The organism is Flexivirga aerilata (assembly GCF_013002715.1).
Classification (GTDB): Bacteria; Actinomycetota; Actinomycetes; order Actinomycetales; family Dermatophilaceae; genus Flexivirga; species Flexivirga aerilata.
Window position 1 is genome coordinate 1,283,095 of sequence record NZ_JABENB010000001.1, and the last position, 19,166, is coordinate 1,302,260.

18 protein-coding genes and 3 tRNA genes are annotated in these 19,166 nt (G+C 71.4%); 8 read left to right on the plus strand and 13 right to left on the minus strand.

The window, feature by feature from the left end:
* The first annotated feature begins 8 nt into the window (after positions 1 to 8).
* Positions 9 to 887 carry an LLM class flavin-dependent oxidoreductase gene (locus HJ588_RS06075; protein ID WP_171153053.1) on the plus strand — a complete coding sequence of 293 codons (879 nt, stop codon included), beginning with the start codon at positions 9 to 11 and terminating at the stop codon, positions 885 to 887.
* Here the strand turns inward: HJ588_RS06075 and HJ588_RS06080 are convergent.
* Positions 880 to 2,511, minus strand: coding sequence for a glycoside hydrolase family 10-like protein (locus tag HJ588_RS06080; RefSeq protein ID WP_171153055.1), 1,632 nt, complete (start codon positions 2,509 to 2,511; stop codon positions 880 to 882). The two genes, HJ588_RS06075 and HJ588_RS06080, sit on opposite strands and share 8 nt — an antisense overlap.
* Before the next feature lie 133 nt (positions 2,512 to 2,644).
* Entirely contained in the window at positions 2,645 to 4,372 is a 1,728-nt protein-coding gene (locus HJ588_RS19740) for a hypothetical protein (RefSeq protein ID WP_171153058.1), read from the minus strand.
* A 327-nt stretch (positions 4,373 to 4,699) separates the two neighbouring features.
* On the opposite strand from HJ588_RS19740, the gene HJ588_RS06090 reads away from it, so the two are divergent.
* From HJ588_RS06090 to purM, 3 genes are read left to right on the plus strand one after another with little or no spacing between them, the layout of a single operon-like run.
* A complete protein-coding gene (locus tag HJ588_RS06090; protein ID WP_171153061.1) occupies positions 4,700 to 4,984 on the plus strand; it encodes a hypothetical protein in 285 nt (94 codons plus the stop codon).
* Between the two features lie 57 nt (positions 4,985 to 5,041).
* Positions 5,042 to 6,631, plus strand: coding sequence for an amidophosphoribosyltransferase (gene purF / locus HJ588_RS06095; RefSeq protein ID WP_171153064.1), 1,590 nt, complete (start codon positions 5,042 to 5,044; stop codon positions 6,629 to 6,631).
* 37 nt (positions 6,632 to 6,668) lie between these two features.
* Positions 6,669 to 7,778: a phosphoribosylformylglycinamidine cyclo-ligase gene (gene purM / locus HJ588_RS06100; protein ID WP_171153066.1), complete on the plus strand. Its 1,110-nt coding sequence runs from the start codon at positions 6,669 to 6,671 to the stop codon at positions 7,776 to 7,778.
* Between the two features lie 77 nt (positions 7,779 to 7,855).
* On the opposite strand, the gene HJ588_RS06105 is transcribed toward purM, so the two are convergent.
* From HJ588_RS06105 to HJ588_RS06115, 3 genes are all read right to left on the minus strand, one after another.
* On the minus strand, positions 7,856 to 8,053 hold the full coding sequence (locus tag HJ588_RS06105) for a DUF3073 domain-containing protein (RefSeq protein ID WP_171153067.1): 198 nt from the start codon (positions 8,051 to 8,053) through the stop codon (positions 7,856 to 7,858).
* Positions 8,054 to 8,232: 179 nt separating this feature from the next.
* The gene (locus HJ588_RS06110; RefSeq protein WP_171153069.1) at positions 8,233 to 8,868 is read right to left on the minus strand and encodes a copper resistance CopC family protein; all 636 of its coding nucleotides are present in this window, start codon (positions 8,866 to 8,868) and stop codon (positions 8,233 to 8,235) included.
* Between the two features lie 135 nt (positions 8,869 to 9,003).
* Positions 9,004 to 9,249: a DUF2630 family protein gene (locus HJ588_RS06115; protein WP_171153071.1), complete on the minus strand. Its 246-nt coding sequence runs from the start codon at positions 9,247 to 9,249 to the stop codon at positions 9,004 to 9,006.
* A 96-nt stretch (positions 9,250 to 9,345) separates the two neighbouring features.
* On the opposite strand from HJ588_RS06115, the gene HJ588_RS06120 reads away from it, so the two are divergent.
* On the plus strand, positions 9,346 to 11,196 hold the full coding sequence (locus HJ588_RS06120) for a GMC family oxidoreductase (protein WP_171153073.1): 1,851 nt from the start codon (positions 9,346 to 9,348) through the stop codon (positions 11,194 to 11,196).
* A 62-nt stretch (positions 11,197 to 11,258) separates the two neighbouring features.
* On the opposite strand, the gene HJ588_RS06125 is transcribed toward HJ588_RS06120, so the two are convergent.
* Complete coding sequence (locus tag HJ588_RS06125; RefSeq protein ID WP_171153075.1) at positions 11,259 to 12,014, minus strand: DUF4352 domain-containing protein; 756 nt, start codon at positions 12,012 to 12,014, stop codon at positions 11,259 to 11,261.
* Between the two features lie 164 nt (positions 12,015 to 12,178).
* Between HJ588_RS06125 and HJ588_RS06130 the strand changes: the two genes are divergently transcribed.
* Both HJ588_RS06130 and HJ588_RS06135 read left to right on the plus strand, forming a co-directional pair.
* Positions 12,179 to 13,441 (plus strand): sensor histidine kinase, encoded by a 1,263-nt coding sequence (locus HJ588_RS06130; protein WP_171153076.1) that lies wholly within the window; start codon positions 12,179 to 12,181, stop codon positions 13,439 to 13,441.
* Positions 13,434 to 14,102 (plus strand): response regulator transcription factor, encoded by a 669-nt coding sequence (locus tag HJ588_RS06135; protein WP_212755312.1) that lies wholly within the window; start codon positions 13,434 to 13,436, stop codon positions 14,100 to 14,102. Before HJ588_RS06130 ends, HJ588_RS06135 begins: the two co-directional genes overlap by 8 nt.
* A gap of 114 nt (positions 14,103 to 14,216) precedes the next feature.
* Here the strand turns inward: HJ588_RS06135 and HJ588_RS06140 are convergent.
* The 4 genes from HJ588_RS06140 to HJ588_RS06155 form a co-directional block, all read right to left on the minus strand.
* Positions 14,217 to 14,292: transfer RNA gene (locus tag HJ588_RS06140), tRNA-Phe, on the minus strand.
* A gap of 34 nt (positions 14,293 to 14,326) precedes the next feature.
* Positions 14,327 to 14,403 (minus strand) — tRNA-Asp (locus HJ588_RS06145).
* 33 nt (positions 14,404 to 14,436) lie between these two features.
* A tRNA-Glu gene (locus HJ588_RS06150) sits at positions 14,437 to 14,509 on the minus strand.
* 103 nt (positions 14,510 to 14,612) lie between these two features.
* Positions 14,613 to 15,659 carry a PHP domain-containing protein gene (locus HJ588_RS06155; RefSeq protein WP_171153079.1) on the minus strand — a complete coding sequence of 349 codons (1,047 nt, stop codon included), beginning with the start codon at positions 15,657 to 15,659 and terminating at the stop codon, positions 14,613 to 14,615.
* 37 nt (positions 15,660 to 15,696) lie between these two features.
* On the opposite strand from HJ588_RS06155, the gene HJ588_RS06160 reads away from it, so the two are divergent.
* A complete protein-coding gene (locus tag HJ588_RS06160; RefSeq protein WP_171153081.1) occupies positions 15,697 to 16,167 on the plus strand; it encodes a hypothetical protein in 471 nt (156 codons plus the stop codon).
* Between the two features lie 39 nt (positions 16,168 to 16,206).
* Here HJ588_RS06160 and HJ588_RS06165 read toward each other — a convergent pair whose 3' ends face one another.
* The 3 genes from HJ588_RS06165 to HJ588_RS06175 are packed head-to-tail and all read right to left on the minus strand — an operon-like array spanning position 16,207 to position 18,960.
* Positions 16,207 to 17,172, minus strand: a complete 966-nt coding sequence (locus HJ588_RS06165) for a threo-3-hydroxy-L-aspartate ammonia-lyase (RefSeq protein WP_171153083.1) — start codon at positions 17,170 to 17,172, stop codon at positions 16,207 to 16,209.
* On the minus strand, positions 17,169 to 17,678 hold the full coding sequence (locus tag HJ588_RS19300; protein ID WP_171153086.1) for a hypothetical protein: 510 nt from the start codon (positions 17,676 to 17,678) through the stop codon (positions 17,169 to 17,171). Before HJ588_RS19300 ends, HJ588_RS06165 begins: the two co-directional genes overlap by 4 nt.
* Before the next feature lie 28 nt (positions 17,679 to 17,706).
* Positions 17,707 to 18,960, minus strand: coding sequence for an MFS transporter (locus tag HJ588_RS06175; RefSeq protein ID WP_171153088.1), 1,254 nt, complete (start codon positions 18,958 to 18,960; stop codon positions 17,707 to 17,709).
* Positions 18,961 to 19,166: the final 206 nt, after the last annotated feature.

Consider the following 19,166-nt stretch of genomic DNA (forward strand, 5'->3'; position numbering starts at 1 on the left):
TTGGCGGCATGCGCGTCGGCATCACGATCCTGCCCGAAGACCGCTGGGCGACCGCGGCCCCCAAGTGGGAGGCCGCGGAGCAGCTCGGCTTCGACCATGCCTGGACCTATGACCACCTGGTCTGGGGCGGCCTGCCCGACGCACCCTGGTTCGGGACGACTCCGACGCTGACCGCGGCAGCCATGGTGACCTCGACGATCGGCCTCGGCACCTTCGTCACCTCGCCGAACTTCCGCCACCCGGTGACGTTCTCCCGCGACGTGCTGTCGCTGGACGACATCTCGGGCGGTCGCTTCCTGTGCGGCATGGGCACCGGCGGAGACCTCGACTCGACCCTCCTCGGCGACTCCTACACGCTGCGGGAGCGGACCGACCGCTTCGCGGAGTTTGCGAGGCTGCTCGACCGGATCCTGCGTGAGGACCATGTCACGTATGACGGAAAGTTCTTCTCCGCCAACGACGCTCGCAGTCTGCCGGGCTGTGTGCAGCAGCCGCGCGTGCCGTTCCTGATCGCCGCGAACGGCCCGAAGGGGATGAAGCTGGCCGCTGAACTCGGTCAGGGCTGGGTCACCTACGGCAAGCCCGACGGCACCGAGGAGGAGTGGTGGGCGAGCCTCGCGTCGCTCGGTGCGCGGATGAGCGAGACGCTCGAGCAGGCCGGACGCGGCGACGAGGAAGGCTTCCAGCGGCACCTCAACCTGGACCCGTTCCGCAGGTCGTCGTTCGAGAGCGTCGGGCGTTTCGAGGACCTCGTCGGACGGGCCGGTGAGCTGGGGTTCACCGACGTGATCACGCACTGGCCGCGGTCGTCCGAGCCATATGAAGCGTCGGTCGAGACGATGGAAACCGTTGCGGCCGAGGTGCTTCCGCGGTTGAAGGTCAGCTGACCGCGACACCCGCGCTCTCGTTGCCGGCCCGGTCGACGGCACTGACGACGTAGGCGACGGGTGACGTGCCGGCCGGCTGCGGGTCGGTCCAGGTGCCGGCTGCGCCGGCACGCGGGATGACCGCCAGCAGGTGACGCGCGTCCGCCAGTGTCTCGCTCGTGGCGCGGGAACGCTTGGCCGGCAACGGGATGCGGTAGATGGCGAAGTGTGCGGAGTCGGCCGATCCGGCCCGCCAGCGCAGGGCGGCGCCGCCGGGTCCCGACCGTTTCAATGCCTCGACCGGCGCCGGTGGTCGCGGTTTCAGCCAGGGGCTGGCCGGCAGGAGGGCCGGGCGGGTGTACCACGTGTCGCGCACCAGGCTGGTCGCGCCGAGGGCGTCGGTGCGCACCGAGACCGCCGAGAAGTAGATGTTGCCCTGCACCTGGGGGTAGCGGGTGTTGAACCGCAGGTGGGACGAAAGCTCGTCAGGATGGGACCAATTGGGGTCGGCGTTGGCGTTGACCTTGTAGGTCGCTTGCCCGGTGTAGAGGTGCACACGGGTGCCGGAGACCGTCCGCGCCCACCAGTCGGTGACCTTGGCGTAGTCGGCCGCCGCGAAGCCGATCGACCAGTAGATCTGTGGGGCGATGTAGTCGATCAGCTCGCGCCGCACCCAGTCGCGGGTGTCGGCGTAGAGGTCGTCATAGGTCTGGGCGCCGGCCGTGGTGTCGGAGCCGCGCGGGTCCGTGGCCTTGTTGCGCCATACGGCAAACGGCGAAATGCCAAACTGCACAAGGGGTTTCGCGGCTTTGATGCGCTGCCCGAGCTCGGTGATGAGACTTGTGATGTTGGAGCGTCGCCAGTCGGCGAGGGGCTGCCCTGCGCCATACCGTGCGTAGGTGGCGTCGTCCGGGAAGGGCTTGCCCGCCACCGGGTAGGGATAGAAGTAGTCGTCGAAGTGCACCGCGTCGATGTCATAGCGCGTGACGGCGTCCATGATCGCGTCCTGGACGAAGCGGCGGACGTCCGGCTCACCGGGGTTGTAGTAGAGCTTGCCGCCGTAGGGGATCGTCCAGTCGGGGTGCTGCCGGGCGGGGTGTGAGGGGAGCAGGGTGGCTGGGTCCTCGGTCATCGCCACCCGGAACGGGTTGAACCAGGCGTGCAGCTCCAGGTTGCGCTTGTGCGCCTCGGCGACCGCGAAGCCGAGCGGGTCGTAGCCCGGGTCGGTGCCCTGCGTGCCGGTGAGCCAGGCCGACCACGGTTCGTAGGGCGACGGCCACAACGCGTCGGCGGTCGGGCGCACCTGCAGGACGACCGCGTTGTGCTTGTGCCGCACGGCCAGGTCCAGCCAGTCGATCAGCTCGGCCTTCTGTTGCGCCGCGGGCAGGCCGGGCTTCGAGGGCCAGTCGATGTTGGCGACGACCGACACCCACATCTCGCGAAGCTCGTGCTTCGGCGTCGTCGGCTGGGTCGGGAATTGGCCCGGAAGGGGTTGTGGCACAAGGTAATTGCGGCCCGGTCCGCCGGCCGTTCGGGCGGCTTGTGCTGAACTGGCAGGCGCCAGCGCTGCGGCGAGCGGCGCGGCGGCGAGCCCGCAGAGGATGGTGCGCCGGCCGGGGTGGCGGGTTGGCTGGTCGGCGGTCATCGGCGGCTCCTTCGTCGGGTATGCCGACTCTGCCACCGCGGGCCGCCCCGTGGGTGATTTACAGGGCGAGGAGTTTTGCTGGAAAGAACTCACCCCCGAGGCGCGTGCGGCGCCGCCCCGGGGAGTGAGTCGATCAGCCCTTTCCGCCCGGGTTCTCGAACTCGTCCAGGGGCAACGGCGGAGTGTCCCAGTCGTCGCGCGGCTTGGTCGGCGCCTCGGTCGGCGCCTCGGTCGGCGCCTCGGTCGGCGTTTCGGCCGGGTTTTCGTCCGGGGCCGGCGCCGGGGTAGGCGGCTCCTCGCGGTTGGGCTCGGCCTGCGTGGCCGGCGCAGCGGTTGCTGCGGGGGCTTGCGCCTCGGTCGCGGGTGCCGCCGTCGGTGCGGGTGCGCTGTCGTCCAGGGCCGGGGGCGGGGTGTCCCAGTCGTCGCCGGAGCCGGTGGATGCGGCGGGGGCGGCAGGTGCCGACGTCTCGGCGGCCGGTGTGGTGGCGGCGGGTTCGGCCGGCGTCTCGGTGGCGGGCGTCTCAGCCGCGTCGGGTTTGGCCGGAGTCGCTGTTTCGGCCGGCTTCGCGGGGGTGGAGTCGTCGAGCGCCGGGGGTGGGGTGTCCCAGTCGTCGCCGGAGCCGGAGGATGCGGCGGGGGCGGCAGGTGTCGACGGCTCGGCGGGTGCTTCGGCGGCGTCGGGCTTGGCCGGGGCCGCCGTTTCGGTCGGCTTGGCCGGGGCGGAGTCGTCGAGGGCCGGGGGTGGGGTGTCCCAGTCGTCGCCGGAGCCGGAGGCGGCAGCGGGTGCGGTGGGCTCGGCCGGTGCCGGTGCCTCGGCGGCCTCGTTCTTGGCGGCGGGTTCAGCCGGCTTCACCGGCGCGGAGTCGTCCAGAGCGGGCGGCGGCGAGTCCCAGTCGTCGCCGGAGCCGGACGATGCGGCCGGGGTGGTGGCGGCAGGTTCGGCCGGCGCGGCGGTTTCGGTCGGCTTCGCGGGGGCGGAGTCGTCCAGCGCTGGTGGCGGGGTGTCCCAGTCGTCACCCGAGCCGGAGGATGCGGCTGGGGCGGCAGGTGCCAACGGTTCGGCGGGCGGGGCGGTGGCGTCGGGCTCGGTCTTGGCGGCCGGCGCCGAGTCGTCGAGCGCCGGGGGCGGGGAGTCCCAGTCGTCGCCAGAGTTGGACGCCGCGGCGGGTGCGGCCGGTGCTCTGTCTGCCTCTGTCTTGGCCGCTGGTGCCGAGTCGTCGAGCGCGGGCGGCGGCGCGTCCCAGTCGTCGTTAGAGCCGGAGTCGGCAGCGGGTGCGGCCGGCGCGCTGGCTGCCTCCGTCTTGGCCGCTGGTGCCGAGTCGTCGAGCGCGGGCGGCGGCGCGTCCCAGTCGTCGCCAGAGCCGGAGGCGGCAGGGGATGCGCTGGCTGCCTCGGTCTTGGCGGCCGGTGCCGAGTCGTCCAGTGCGGGCGGCGGCGCGTCCCAATCGTCAGCGGCCGGCGCGGCGGGTGTGGCGGACTCGGTCTTCGCGGCGGGTGCCGAGTCGTCCAGTGCGGGCGGCGCTGCGTCCCAGTCGTCCGCGGCCGGCGCGGCGGGTTCTTCGCTCTTGCCCGCCGGTGCCGAGGCTGCCGGTGCCGCCGGCTTCGTGGCCGCCGCACCCGCACCCGCGGCTGTGGCGGTGCCGGCTGCCGCCATACCGGCGCCGACTGCCGCGGCTTCCTTGGCGGACTTCGCGTCGGCCTGCTCGACCTCTTCGGTGGCGACCTCGTCGGCGGCGCTGATCTTGTGCTTGCCGGTCACGCCGTGGATGCCGACAGACCCTCCCTTCTGCGGGTCGCGCAGGAAGAGCCAGAGCGCGACCGCGAGCACCACGATCACGATCGCCAGAATGAGCCAGGGCATGTCGATCACCTTCGAGCAGGAGCGGGCATGTGAACCTGAGGGTTCACCCTAGTCGGCGCCGGTCGCCCGCGGCGGCGACCCTACTGACGAGTAGGTGTGCACAAGTCGAAACGGTTGCGGCGTACGCACGCGGGAGCGGCCGGGGGCGTGCAGAAGTCGCAACGGTCGCGGGATGCGCACGCGGGAGGGGCCCGGGGCGTGCAGAAGTCGCAACGGTCGCGGGATACGCCCGCCGCCACGCCCGCCGCGGGACCGACCAGCCGACTCCACCCCCCTCCTCCAGCCCGCCTGGCGGAGAGGCCGAGACCGCGGGTTACCGTGGAAGGCGTGCCAGAACCACCGAAACCCACCGACGCGGCGTCGACCGGGCGCCCCGCCGTCGTGCGCCGCCGGGTGCGTCGTACGCCGAACTTCGGTGCGTTCATCATTACCGGCGCGGTCGTCGGCCTGATCGTCGGCATGCTGCTGGCTGCCGGCGGCCCAAACCAGGCGGACTACGCCGGCCGCACCAGCGTCGCGTTGCTCGGCGGGGTGGGCGCCGCGCTCGGCGCGTTGGCCGGCGCGATCGCCGGGCTGCTGCTGGAGTGGCTGCTCAACCGCGGCCGAGACTGACCGGTCGCGCGCGACGCCGGTTCGGCGTGACGGCGTCGCCGTGTCACACTGGAGCACGTGGCTCGCGGTGACGGACGGCTCTCCCACGACCTATCCCCCGACGACAAGGGCCCGCAGGATGCCTGCGGCGTCTTCGGTGTCTGGGCTCCCGGCGAGGACGTCGCCAAACTGACCTACTTCGGGCTCTACGCCCTGCAGCACCGCGGTCAGGAGTCGGCGGGCATCGCCACCAGCGACGGCGACAGCATCCTGGTCTACAAGGACATGGGCTTGGTGTCGCAGGTCTTCGACGAGTCCAGCCTCGGCTCGCTGCGCGGCCACCTCGCGATCGGGCACGCGCGCTACTCGACCACCGGCGGCAGCACCTGGGAGAACGCCCAGCCGACCCTCGGCGGCAGCGACCGCGGCACTGTCGCCCTCGCCCACAACGGCAACCTGATCAACACCGCCGCCCTGCACGACCTGCTCGAGGAGCGGCTCGACGGCCGCGCGGCACGTGGCGAGCTCGCCCGCGGCAACACCTCCGACACCGCGGTCGTCACCGCGCTGCTGTCGGAAAACCCGGACAAGCCCCTCGAGGAGACCGCGCTCGAGGTGCTGCCCCTGCTGCAGGGCGCCTTCTGCTTCGTCTTCATGGACGAGCGCACCCTCTATGCCGCCAGGGACCCGTATGGCGTGCGCCCCCTCGCGCTCGGACGTCTCGAACGCGGCTGGGTGGTCGCGTCGGAGACGGCCGCGCTGCAGACGATCGGCGCCAGCGTCATCCGCGAGGTCGAACCGGGCGAGCTGATCGCGATCGACGAATTCGGTTTGCGCAGCCACAAATTCGCCGAGCCGAAGCCGAAGGGCTGCGTGTTCGAGTACGTCTACCTGGCCCGCCCCGATGCGGTGATCCGCGGCCGGGTCGTGCACGAGGCGCGCGTCGAGATGGGCCGCGCCCTGGCCCGTGAGCACCCGGTCGACGCCGACCTGGTGATCGGCGTGCCCGAGTCGGGAGTGCCCGCGGCGACCGGCTACGCGCAGGAGTCCGGCATCCCCTTCGGGCAGGGCTTTGTGAAGAACGCCTACGTCGGGCGCACGTTCATCCAGCCGAGCCAGACGCTGCGGCAGCTCGGCATCCGGCTGAAACTCAACGCGCTGGAGCACGCGGTCAAGGGCAAGCGGCTGGTGGTCGTGGACGACTCGATCGTGCGCGGCAACACCCAGCGCGCCCAGATCCGGATGCTGCGCGAGGCCGGCGCCGCCGAGGTGCACGTGCGCATCTCCTCGCCGCCGGTGAAATGGCCCTGCTTCTACGGCATCGACTTCGCCACCCGCGCCGAGCTCATCGCCAACGGTCTCGGCGTGGAGGAGATCCGCGCGTCGATCGGCGCCGACTCGCTCGGCTACATCTCCGAGGACGGCATGATCGCCGCCACCGAGCAGCCGGCGAGCGAGTTGTGCTCGGCGTGCTTCACCGGTGACTACCCGATCGCGCTGCCCGAGGACGGCCGCATCGGCAAGCACGTGCTCGAGACCCTGCCCATCCAGGTGCGCACCGGCCACGACAGCTCGGTCGACGTCGCGCCGCAGGACCAGCGGCACGACGCCGAGGGCGTCTCGCTCGGCGTCGCCGGCGGGGCCGAAAACGCCCTGCTGCAGCCGTAATTCGCGGGGACTCCCGTCATACATGAAGGAAAACCAGATGCCGGACACCCCGCAGACCACGTATGCCGATGCCGGCGTCGACGTCGAGGCGGGTGACAGGGCCGTCGAGCTGATGAAGGCGTCGGTGCGCCGCGCCACGCGCCCCGAGGTGCTCGGCGGACTCGGCGGCTTCGCCGGGCTGTTCGACGCGTCCGTGCTGGGCCGTATGGCGCACCCCGTGCTCGCCACCTCCACCGACGGGGTCGGCACCAAGGTCGCGATCGCGCAGGCGATGGACGTGCACGACACGATCGGTTTCGACCTGGTCGGCATGGTCGTCGACGACATCGTGGTGTGCGGCGCGGAGCCGCTGTTCATGACCGACTACATCGCGACCGGGAAGGTCGTGCCCGAGCGGATCGCCGCCATCGTCGGCGGCATCGCCCGCGCCTGCGAGCAGGCCGGCGTTGCGCTGGTCGGCGGGGAGACCGCCGAGCACCCGGGGCTGCTCGAGCCCGGTGAGTATGACGTGGCCGGCGCCGCGACCGGCGTCGTCGAGCGGGCCGACCTGCTCACCCCCGAGCTCGTCCAGCCGGGCGACGTGGTGCTCGGCGTCGCGTCGAGCGGGCTGCACGCCAACGGCTTCTCGCTGGTGCGCCGGGTGATCGCCGACGCCGGGTGGCGGCTGGACCGCGACGTCCCGGAGTTCGGGCGCACCCTCGGTGAGGAGCTACTCACCCCGACCCGCGTGTATGCCGCCGACCTGCTGCGGCTGGTGCGCACCGTGCCGGTGCACGCGCTCTCACACGTGACCGGCGGCGGCCTCGCCGCCAACCTCGCGCGGGTGCTGCCGTCCGGCACGACCGCGGTGCTGGATCGCGCGAGCTGGACGCCGCCGGCGGTCTTCTCAGTGATCGGCGACCTCGGCAACGTGCCGCAGGCCGACCTGGAGCGCACCCTCAACGTCGGGGTCGGCTTCGCGGTCGTGCTGCCGGCCGATCAGGTGGACGCCGCACTTGAGGTGCTGTCCGACTGCGAACTGCCGGCGTGGGTGCTCGGTGAGGTCCGGCGCACCGATCAGGTGGACGGTGCGGCCGCCGAGGTCGTCACCGGCGCGAAGGGTGTCGACGCCGGCGGCGCGCAATTGATCGGGGTGCACCCGGCCTGAGTGGCTCCGGGGCCGTGGCCGGACGTGGCGCCCGGGCCAGTGCGGGCCGGCTTGGGCCGATGGTCGGCCGGATGTGGTCAGCGGTTGTGTGACGCCCAGTCGGCGTAGTCGCCGTAGTCGTCGTCGTCGCGAGAGTCGTCCGCGGTTACGTCGTCCGGCTCGTGCGACTTGGAGCGGAGTTCGCGCTCCAGCGCGTTCAAGTCGGTGTCGGGAGAGAAGTACTTCAGCTCCCGGGCAACCTTGGTCTGCTTTGCTTTGGCCCGGCCGCGCCCCATGGCGAGACCCCCTCGTGTGTGTTGCCGGGACGCTGGTGACGCGGACATGCGATATCGCATGTCACATCGTCCCAGGACCCCGGGATCCTCGGTCTATGTCGTGAGGTAAACGGTACCTCAGCCGTGATTCATTCCGGGCACCGACCGGCCGACGACTGCCCGCCCGGGGCTGCCGCCGCTCAGAGGTCGGCGTTGTCGCCCCGTGCGCGGGTGCGCAGCATCGCCACGACGCCGCCGATCACGAGCAGGCCGAGGACCACGCCGCCGGCGATCAGCCACGGCTGGTTGTTGGTGCTGTCGGTCGGTGTCTGGCTGGTCGGCACCGGGCTGAGGTAGCTGGTCGACGCGCTGCTGGAGACGGTGCCGCCGCTCCCGGAGGCCGCGCTGCTGCCGGTGGCCGGGGGTACTGCGGAGTTGGTGGCGGCGGTCGACGACGACGATGCCCCACCGGTGACGGTGAAGGCGAAGTTGCCCGAGATGGGGTGCCCGTCGGCGGAGCCGGCCCGCCATACGACCTGGAAGGTGCCGGCCGGCAGGCCCGCCTTCAACGGCTGGGTGACCTTCGCGCCGCTGACCTGCGGGCTGCCCTGCTGCACCTCGGCGCCGTCCGGTCCCTTGACCACGATCGCGGTGCCGGTCGTGCGGACGGTGTCGCTGAAGGTCAGCGTCACCTCCTGGGGAGCCGTCGCCACCGTGGCCCCCTTCGACGGCGTGGTGCTCGTCAATTCGTCGTGGGCGAGCGCCGTGCCGGTGCCGGTGAACCACAACACCGCGAGGACGGGCGTGAGCAGGAGCGCGAGGAGGCGTCGTGACATACCGAACATACGGAGGAGTATGCCGGGGCGCCTGCGCGCGACACGACGGTGGTCAACTGTCAAGACACGAACGGACAGCTTCCGGACAGCTTCCGGCGGCTCGCGCGGCTCGGGCAGCTCAGCAGTTCGGTCCGTTCAGTCCAAGTAATTCTCCACCGTCGACGCGGAGCGCTCCTCCGGCTGCGGTGCGGCGTCGGGGAACTCCCGTTTGGCGTCGCGCTGCCGCAGCAGATCCCAGAGCCGGTCGAGCTCGGCCTCCACCGAACGGAGCCGCTCCTGCTCCTCCGGGGCCGAGATCTTGCCGTCGGCCAGCTGCTGACGCAGGCTCTTCTCGGTGGCGACGAGGTCGTTGATGTGGTCGTGAATGCTGCGGTCATTCATCGTCCAAGCATGCACCCATCGGGTTTCGCGTGGGCGAACACAGGCAGGGGAGGGTGCGATAGCGTCGATCCCACACGAGCCGCAGGGGAGCATGGCATGGCCGAAAGTGCAGCAACCGCAGGCGAATACGACTTCGTGATCGTGGGATCCGGGGCGGGTGGCGGTCCGCTCGCGGCCAATCTTGCGCTGGCCGGACACTCCGTGCTGGTGCTCGAAGCCGGCGACGACCACGCGTGCCCGTACTACTCGGTGCCGATCATGCAGGCCTACGCCAGCGAGGACGCGGCGATGCGGTGGGACTTCTTCGTGCGGCACTGGGACGAGGACGCCGAGCAGCGGCGGGACGGCAAGTTCGTGCCGGAGCACGACGGTGTGCTCTACCCCCGCGGCAGCACCCTGGGCGGCAGCACCGCGATCAGCGCGCTGGTCACCATCTACCCGCACCCGGACGACTGGGACCGGCTCGCCGCGCTCACCGGCGACGACGGATTTGCCGCGACGGCGATGCGCGAGCACTTCCAGCGGCTGGAGGCGTGGCGTGGCGCGGACGCCGAGCCGCTGCCCGGCGACGACGCGGCCACCCGCGACGCCAAGGCGCTGCACGGCACCGACGGCTGGCTGGGCACCACCCGCGCCAACCCGAAGCTGGCCGGCCGGGAGCCGATGTTCCTGGACGTGATCGGCGCGATGGAGTCGACGGCGCGCGAACGCTTCGGCATACCGCAGGAGGTGTCGCTGCCACGCGACCCGAATGCCGCCGACACCCCTGCCGACTTCGAGGGGATGACCTTCATCCCGGTGGCCGTGCAGGACGGCCACCGCAACGGCAGCCGGGAGCGGTTGCAGTCGGTGCAGGCGCAGGTGCCGGGGAAGCTGGAGATCCGGCTGGGTGCGCTCGCCACCCGCGTCGTCTTCGAGGACGACCGCGCGATCGGCGTGGAGTATCTCGCCGGCGAGCACCTGTATGCCGCGAGCCCCGAAGCCGCCACCCCCGATCCGCAGCTGCAGTTCGTGCGTGCCCGGCGCGAGGTCATCCTCGCCGGGGGAGCGTTCAACACCCCGCAACTGCTGATGTTGTCCGGCATCGGCCCGCGCGAGCACCTCGACGAGCACGGCGTCGCGGTGCGCGCCGACCTGCCGGGGGTGGGCGCCAATCTGCATGACCGCTATGAGGTTTCGGTCGTCACGGAGTTGGCGAAGGACTACTCGATCTTCGAGGGCGAGGACCTCGACGTGCCGCACGGTTCGGAGCAGGGCGACTCGCTCTATGCCGAGTGGCGGGACGACGCCGACGGCCCCTACGCCACGAACGGGTCACTGGCCGCGATCATCGCGCGTTCGCAGTCGCGACGCCCCGGTGACGACTCGGACCTGATCGTCTTCGCGCTGCCGATCGAATTCCGCGGCTACTACCCCGGATATGCCAAAGACGCTGTCGCACACCATGATCGCCTCTCGGTGCTGGTCCTCAAGGGGCACACCAACAACCGGGCCGGCACGGTGCGTCTCCGGTCCGCCGACCCGACCGACGTGCCCGAGATCGGCTTCCGCTACTTCGAGGAGGGCAGCCCCGGCTTCGAGCAGGACCTCGACGGCGTGGTCGACGGCGTCGAGATCGCCCGCGACATCGTGGCGCACCTGCCGGCCGGGGTGCCGGTGAAGAGCGAATTGCTGCCGGGCGCAGCGGTTTCCGATCGCACGCAGCTGCGCGACTACGTCCGCGACAACGCCTGGGGGCATCACGCCTGCGGCACGGCCCGCATCGGCCGCGACGACGACCCGGGCGCGGTGCTCGACGGCGACTTCCGGGTGCGCGGGGTGCAGGGACTGCGGGTGGTCGACGCGTCGGTGTTTCCCGACATACCCGGGTTCTTCATCGCCACCGCCGTCTACCTGATCAGCGAAAAGGCAAGCGCGGCAATCATTTCCGAGTATGCCGACGGCTGATCGCCGCCTCCCGGCACAGTGGGAGACGGCGACCAGGTCGAGGCGAGTCTGAGCACGTCCGCTCAGCGCAACTGCACGGTCTCGGCGTCGTCGAACAGGCCGCCGCCCTTGAAGTCGATCGCGGTCGCCCGCACGCTGGCCGGCATGTCGTAGACGAGCACTCCGTCGACCGCGTTGCCGGGGTTGATCTGCTCGAGGAACAGGTTGTTGTCGGGGTTCAACGCGATCTGCGCCGTCGTGTCCGGCGAGTAGGTCTTGCTGTCGGCGTCCTTGATCTTCTGGTCAGAGTCCAGCAGCGTCTGCGACTCCTTGCCGACGTTGCGGACCGTGACATAGACGAGGGTGAACCTGCCCTGCGCCTTCTGGGCCAGGAAGTCCTGACCGACGCTCGCCTGGTCGCGAACCACCTTGGTGACGGTGAACTGCAGGTCTCCGGACTTCACCGCGGTGCCGACGCCGGGCTTGCCTTTGCCCTCGTCCTTGCCCTGGTCCTTCGGCGCACTCGTCGTGGTGGGCTCGCTCTCGGGGGCCGCGCTGTCGGTCGGCTCGGTCGTGGTCGACTGGGCGCCGGCCCCCTGCGCGGTGGCGGTGTCGGAGGCCGCGGCGTCGCCGGAGCTCTTGCCGCCCTGGCTCGCCACGCTGACCACGACGATGAAGGCGACCAGCGCGAGCAGGCCGGTGAGGATCTTGTGCCGCGCGAACCAGCTGCGCTTCCTGGGCGCCGGGCCGGGCGGGACCGGCGGGTACGGGCCGCCCTGCGGCGGCTGCCCGCCCCACTGCTGGGAGAAGTTCGGGTCCTGGCCGTTGTGGTTGCTCATGACGGTGCTCCTTGCTCGGGGTGTTGTTGTCGTGCCCCAGTAGGCCGTCCGCGCCCGGCGCCGCACCTCCCGCGACCGGCTCGTCATACCTCCGCCGATCGGGGGAGCAGGCCGGCTCCGATCGGGGGAGCCGCGGCGTCGGCCGTCGGCTCTAGAGTGCCGCCATGACCACCGCACCGACCGCCTCCTGGTGGCGTTCCCGCCGCCCGCTGGCGGTGCTGTGCACCGTGCTGATCGTCGTGGTGGCGATGAGCGCGCAGGTCATGGCGGCCGCATTCGCGCAATACCGTCACGACGGTGTCACCGACCAGCGGCTGGCCGACCAGACGCAGATCGACGGGGTGTTCCTCGCGGTCGGATTGCTGGGCATCTGCCTCGCGGTGCTGCTGATCTGGCGGCACCGCCGGCCGGTGTGGATCAGCCTCGGCATCAGCGCGCTCACGATCGTGCTCCCGCTCGACGGGCTGACCCCGCTCTTCGCCCTGTATGCCGTGGCGCTCGCGGTGACCGGTCCCTGGCTGTGGGGCTGCATCGCGGCCGCCGTGGCCGCCGAGGTCGCCGCGACGTGGCGCGACACCCGCGGCACCCAGGTGTCGTCGTGGCTGCGCGGCCTCGTGTCAGTGCGCGACGGCGCGCAATTCCCTTGGTGGCTGGTCGGATTGGTGGCGTTGCTCTTCGTCGCCGTCACCGTCGGCCTGGCGCTGCTGGTGCGCAGCCGTCGCGACCTCAGCGTCAGCCGTGCCCACGAAACTCGCAGCGAGACCAAGCTGCACGCGCTCGGTGAGGAGCTCGCGCGGCAGACCGAGCGTGAGCGCATCGCCCGCGAGGTGCACGACGTGCTCGGTCACCGGTTGTCGCTGCTGTCGTTGCACGCCGCCGGGCTCGAGCTCGTGGCCGACGACCCGAAGCTGGCCAAGAGCGCGTCGCTGGTGCGGCAGGGCGCCCAGGAGTCGATGAACGACCTGCGCTCGCTGCTCGCGGTGCTGCGTCGCCCCGAGGACCCGGACGTCAGCGAGACCGTGCCGACCCTGCGCGAGCTCCCGTCGCTGATCGACGAGTCGCTCGCCGCGGGCAGCCCGGTCGCGGCGTCGGTCTTCATCGACCAGTCGGCGACGCTCGACGACCGGGTCGGTCGCAGCGCTTACCGGATCACCCAGGAGCTGCTCACCAACGCCCGCCGGCACGCGCCCGGGGTGCCCGTGCGGTTGCAGATCGACGCCGGGCCCGAGCGCGGCGTCGAGATCAGCACCGCCAACCGGGCCGCGGACCCGAGCGACCGCCGGGTGCGCCCGGGCAACGGCCTGACCGGGGTGCACGAGCGGGTGCAGCAGGCGGGCGGCGAGTCGTGGGTGTGGATCGACGACGAGGGTGCCTTCCGCACGCTGGTGCGGTTGCCGTGGGAATGGAGAGGGGCCGGCAATGAGTGAGCAGGAGGAGCGCCCGATCCGGGTGCTGCTGGTCGACGACGACGCGCTGGTCTGCCAGGGCCTGGAGCTGATCCTGTCGAGCGCACCGGACATCGAGGTGGTCGGGTCGGTCGACGACGGCGACCGAGCGGTGCCCGCCGTGCAACAGCATTTCCCGGACGTGGTGCTGCTCGACGTGCGGATGCAACGGCTCGACGGCATCGCCGCGACCGGTGCGCTGCGTGCCCTCGCCAACCCGCCGAAGGTCATCGTGCTCACCACTTTCGACGCCGACGACGTCGTGATGCGGGCCATCGGGGCGGGCGCGTCCGGCTTCCTGCTCAAGACCGCCGCCGCGACCGAGATCATCGATGCCATCCGCAACGTAGCCGGTGGCGCCGGCGCGCTCTCGCCGCAGAGCATCCGCCAGGTGTTCCAGCAGGTGCAGGCGAGCAACGACCAGGACCGGCAGCGGGCGCGGGCGGCGCTCGCGACCCTCACCGACCGCGAACTCGCAGTGGTCCGCCTCTTGGTCAAGGGGTTGAGCAACCCCGAGATCGCCAGGGAGCTCTATCTCGGGGAGGCCACGGTCAAGACGCACCTCACGGCGGCGCAGCAGAAGCTCGGCGCGACCAACCGGGTGCAGGCCGCGGTGGAGGCGACCCGCGGCGGGCTGGGGTGAGCTTCGTCATACGGCATCGGACGCCGGGAGACACCCGGCACCAGAGGAGCTGACGGGAAAGAAAACGGACCCGCCCGAAGGCGAGTCCGTTTCGTGCGCGGCCGAAGCGACCGGTGGTGGCCAGAGACGGGGTCGAACCGCCGACCTAGCGATTTTCAGTCGCTCGCTCTACCAACTGAGCTATCTGGCCTTGAGCCCTATGGACTTGATTCCCAGGGAAGGGATGGCGACCCCGACGGGACTCGAACCCGCGACCTCCGCCGTGACAGGGCGGCGCGCTAACCAACTGCGCTACGGGGCCTTGCGGCCATACTGCATCATCGCGAACGATGCGTATCCCCAACGGGATTCGAACCCGTGCTACCGCCGTGAAAGGGCGGGGTCCTAGGCCGCTAGACGATGGGGACCTTGTCCTGCGACCCAGTCCTCAGCATCAAGCCGCCTCGGCTGGTGACGAGGACTAGATGACTATAGGGGAGGGAAGCGCGAACCACCAAAACGGCGGCGGCCTCACCCCTTCTTCGCCCACTCCAGCAGGCGATCGAGCGGCCAGGTGTCGACGATCCGCTCCAGTGGTACGCCGAGTCGCTGCGCGCGCTCGCAGCCGTATTCGACGAAATCCAGCTGCCCCGGCGCGTGCGCATCGCTGTCGATCGAGAACAAGCAGCCGGCGGCCATCGCCTGCTCGATCAGCTCGTCGGGCGGGTCGCAGCGCTCGGGCCGGGAGTTGATCTCGACGGCGACGTCGTGCTCCACGCAGGCCGCGAAGACCGCCGCAGCGTCGAAGGCCGACTGCTCCCGGCGCAACTTCTTGCCACGGCGTTCGCCGTCGATCATCCGGCCGGTGCAGTGACCGAGGATGTTGGTGCGCGGGTCGCCGATCGCGGCGACCATCCGCCGCGTCATCGGCGCCGACGGCATCTTCAGCTTCGAGTGCACCGACGCGACCCGGATGTCGAGGCGGTCCAGCAGCTTCGGGTCCTGGTCGAGCGCGCCCTCGTCGAGGATGTCGACCTCGATGCCCTTGAGCAGCCGGAAATCGGTCAGCTGCTCGTTCATCTTGTCGATGAGCCGCAGCTGTTTGCCCAGGCGTTCGGCGGACAATCCATTCGCGACCCGCAGGCTGGGGGAGTGATCGGTGAGCGCGATGTAGTCGTGGCCGAGTTCCATTGCGGTCGCGACCATCTCGGGGATCGGCGACCCTCCGTCGCTCCAGTCGGAGTGGCAGTGCAGATCGCCCTTGAGCGCAGCGCGGTACTTCTCGCCGCCCTCGACGAGCCGCTCGGGCGACTTGTCCTCCAGGCTGACCAGGTATGCCGGGCGTTTCCCCGCGAGCGCCTCCGCGACCACCGCCTCGGTCGACTTGCCGATGCCCGGCAGCTGGTCGAGGGTGCCGGTGTCGGCGAGGCGGCGCAGCTCGTCGGCGGGGGTGCGCAGCACGGTGTCCGCGGCCTGCCGGAACGCCTTGACCCGGTAGGTGCCGGCCCGGGATCGCTCCAGCAGGAAGGCGATCCGGCGCAGCGCGTCCACCGGTTCGATCGAGGCGTGAGTCGTCATACGGCGATTATCGGGTGTTCGCGTAGGGTTCGTGCCCGTGCGGGCAACGGTTCTGATCGCGCTGGTCGCGGCGGGCGTGTGCTGGGTGTGGTGGGCTCGGCGCCGGACCCAGGAGGGGCACCTGCGGCGCCTCGTGGCCGCCGCGCGCGGCAACCCCGGCCGCGGAGTGCGGGCGACGGTGCTCAGCCAGACGGTCGCAGCCGTGCTCGCGATCGTGGTGCTGGGCGTCGGCCTCTGGGCCGAGGACGCGCACCGGCTGTTCTGGGTGCGCATCCCGCTCGCGCTCGCGGTGATCGCGTTCTACGTGCCGTTCGCGACCGCGCTCGCGCAGCCGTCGTTCAACGTCAAGAACCTGCGCCGCACGCCCGAGCGGCGGCTCGTCGAACTCGGCGCCCCACCGGAGGTCGCCCGCCGCATCGCCGCGGTCGGTAAGCCGTTCGCCGTGCTCGGGTCGGTGATCTTCCTGTGCTCGGTGATGGTGCTCGTCTGGCACCACCTGCGTGCCTGAGCCGCGTGATCGCGCGCGGTAGCGCCCGATCGCCCCGCGTCAGCCGGCGTCGGCGACCAACCGCGCGAACCGGTCCAGGTCGACGTTCCCGCCCGAGAGGATGACGCCGACCCGCGCGCCCGGCATCGTCGGCGCGAGGACACGGGCCGCCGCGTAGGCGAGTGCACCGGTCGGCTCCACCACCAGCTTGCAGGTGTGCGCGAGGCTGCGCATGCCGGCCGCCAGCTCGTCGTCCGTCGCGAGCACGATGTCCTCGACCTGCTCCCGGATGATCGGGAAGGTCAGCGCGCCGAGTGCGGTCGTCTGGGCCCCGTCAGCGAGCGTCTCCGGCACGTCGATCGTGACGATCTCACCGCTGTCGAAGGACCGTTTGCCGTCGTTGCCCGCGGCCGGTTCTGCGCCGAAAACCCTTGTTGCAGAGCGCATTCCGTGCACCGCGACCGCCGTGCCGGAGAGCAGTCCGCCGCCGCCGAGCGGTGCGATCACCGCGTCGAGGTCGGCGACCTCCTGCATCAGCTCCAGTGCCGCGGTGCCCTGCCCGGCCATGATCGCCGGGTCGTCGAACGGCGGCACCACCGTGCGGCTCTCGCGCTCGGCGAGGTCCGCGGCGATCGCGGCGCGATCCTCGGTGCGGCGGTCATAGGGCACGATCGTGGCGCCATACCCTCTGGTCGCCACCAACTTGATCTGCGGGGCGTCCGTCGGCATGACGATCGTCGCGGGTATGCCGAGCAGCCCCGCGGCCAGCGCGACCGCCTGGGCGTGATTGCCCGACGAGAACGCGACGACGCCGGCGCGACGCTCGTCGGGTGACAGCTGGGCCAGCCGGTTGTAGGCGCCGCGGAACTTGAACGCGCCCATCCGCTGGAGGTTCTCGCACTTCAGGTGCAGCTCGATGCCGAGCTCGTCATCGAGCCGGCGCGAGGTGACGACGGGTGTGCGGTGGGCGACTCCGGCGATGCGCGACGCTGCCGCCTGCACATCGGCGAAGTCGATCGCGCTCACCGGGTGCCGTCGGCGATGTTCCGGTTGATCGTGGCGTCGGTCTTGCCGATCGCCGTCTTCTCGTCCTGCTCGGCGCTCTTGAACTGCTCGCGCATCGCCTCGGCCTTCTTGCTGCCGGCGTCCTGCAGCGTCTTGGCGAGGAAGACCACGCCCACGACGCCGACCGCCATCCACACCCGCGGGTGCTTGAAGCCGCGCTTGACGAGGAACTGCTCGATCTTGTCGTCGGCCTTCAGGCCGATGCCCGACGTGACGAGCATGAGGCCGCCGGTCGCGGCCGCGATGAGGTCGCTCGACGACACCGCGCGGTGCAGCGGGTGCTCGGGCGGCAGGTCGTCCCGGTTGCGGACGGTCAGGAAGACCGATCCGGCGGTGCCGGCGGTGTTGGCCCAGACCAGTCCACGCCGGGCCCAGCGCGGGAACCGGGCTGGACGCACCAGCGTCACCGCTCCGGCGAGGGCAGCGGACGCGAGGTTGAGGGCGGGAACGCTTTTCGAGGTCGCCATGGGGCAAACCCTAATCGCAGCCGCCGGGTCAGGCGTGTTCGCCCGCCGGCATCGCCGCTGCGGGAGCGACCCTCGCGGCGTGGGCGTCGAGCAGCAGCCGCCCGGCGACGGCCGCCAGCACGGCGGCGAGGGCTCCGGCGGTGACCGTCACCGCGAACGCCGGCGTCTCCCCGCCGAGGTCGGCCAGCCGGCCGGCCAGTGCGGCACCCACGGCATAGCCGAGCCCGGTGGCCGCGGCCAGCAACGTCATCGCGGCGCCGGTGCGGGACGGCGGCGTGAGCTGCTCACCGAGCGTGAACGTCGTGATCATGTATGGCGCAACGCAGCACCCGAGCAGCACCAGCGCGGGGGCGAGCGCCGCGAGCGAGTGGATGAGCAGCAGCGGAGTGGCGAGCACGAACAGCCCGACCGCGGTCACCCGCCACCGGGTGACGTAGCCGATCCGGGTGGGCAGCGCCGCCATACTGATGCCGGCGACGACGCTACCCACGCCGAGCAGCGCCTGCACCAGACCGGCGAGGCCTTCGTGCCCGGCGGCGGTCGCGATGACGGTCGTGCCGGTCTGCACCGAGCCGAAGACGTTGCCGATCACGAACTGCGCGAGCGCGAGCACCGCGAGCGCGGGGGTCAGCAGCCGTCCGGCCGCGGCGGTGTGCGCGCTCGCGGTGCGCAGCCGGGCGGTCGGGTGCACCGCGAACCAGGTGCCGAAGACGACCAGCAGCACGGCGGCGGTGCCGATGCCGACGCCCGGCTCGAGCAGCGCCGCGATGGTGCCGACGATGGCCGGGCCGAGCACGAACGACGCCTCGTCGGCCGAGCCTTCGTAGGAGAAGGCGGTGTCGATGAGCCGGCCGGACTGGGCGCCGCGGCTGCGGGCGCCGATGATCGGCCGCCAGCGCACCCGGGCGAGCGGACCCGCCTGCGGCATCGTCAGTCCCGCGAACGCCGACGCGGCCGCCGCCCAGCCCCACGCGATGCCGGTCTCGGCGGCCACCACGACCAGCGCCAGGCCGACCGCGCTCGCCCACGACTGCACGAGGACGACCGGGCGCTGCCCGAACCGGTCGGACGCCGCGCCCAGCACCGGGGCACCGATCGCGTTGGCGATGGCGAGCGCGCCGGCGCAGGCACCGCCCGCGCCGAAACTTCCGGTGGTGTGCGCGACGAGCAGCAGCACGCCCATCTGGCTCATCGCGAGCGGCAGTCGGGCGAGGAAGGCGACGAGGATGTAGGTGGGTCCGGTCAGGCCGAACAGGTGGCGGTATGACGCAGCGGGTGACACGGGGGTCGGACGCCTTTCGGGGGTAGCGCGATGCGGTGCGCGGCTTCCCTCCACCAGCCACGCGGGACCCTTGGCTACCCCTCGATTCTACGAACGCCGTCAAACCGGGGCGTCCCGTCATACGAGCGTCAGGTAACGGTGGAGGAACGATCGGGAAAACGCCTGTCGCGATCGTTGGTGCGCGCCCGGCGGTTTGTCATGGTGGA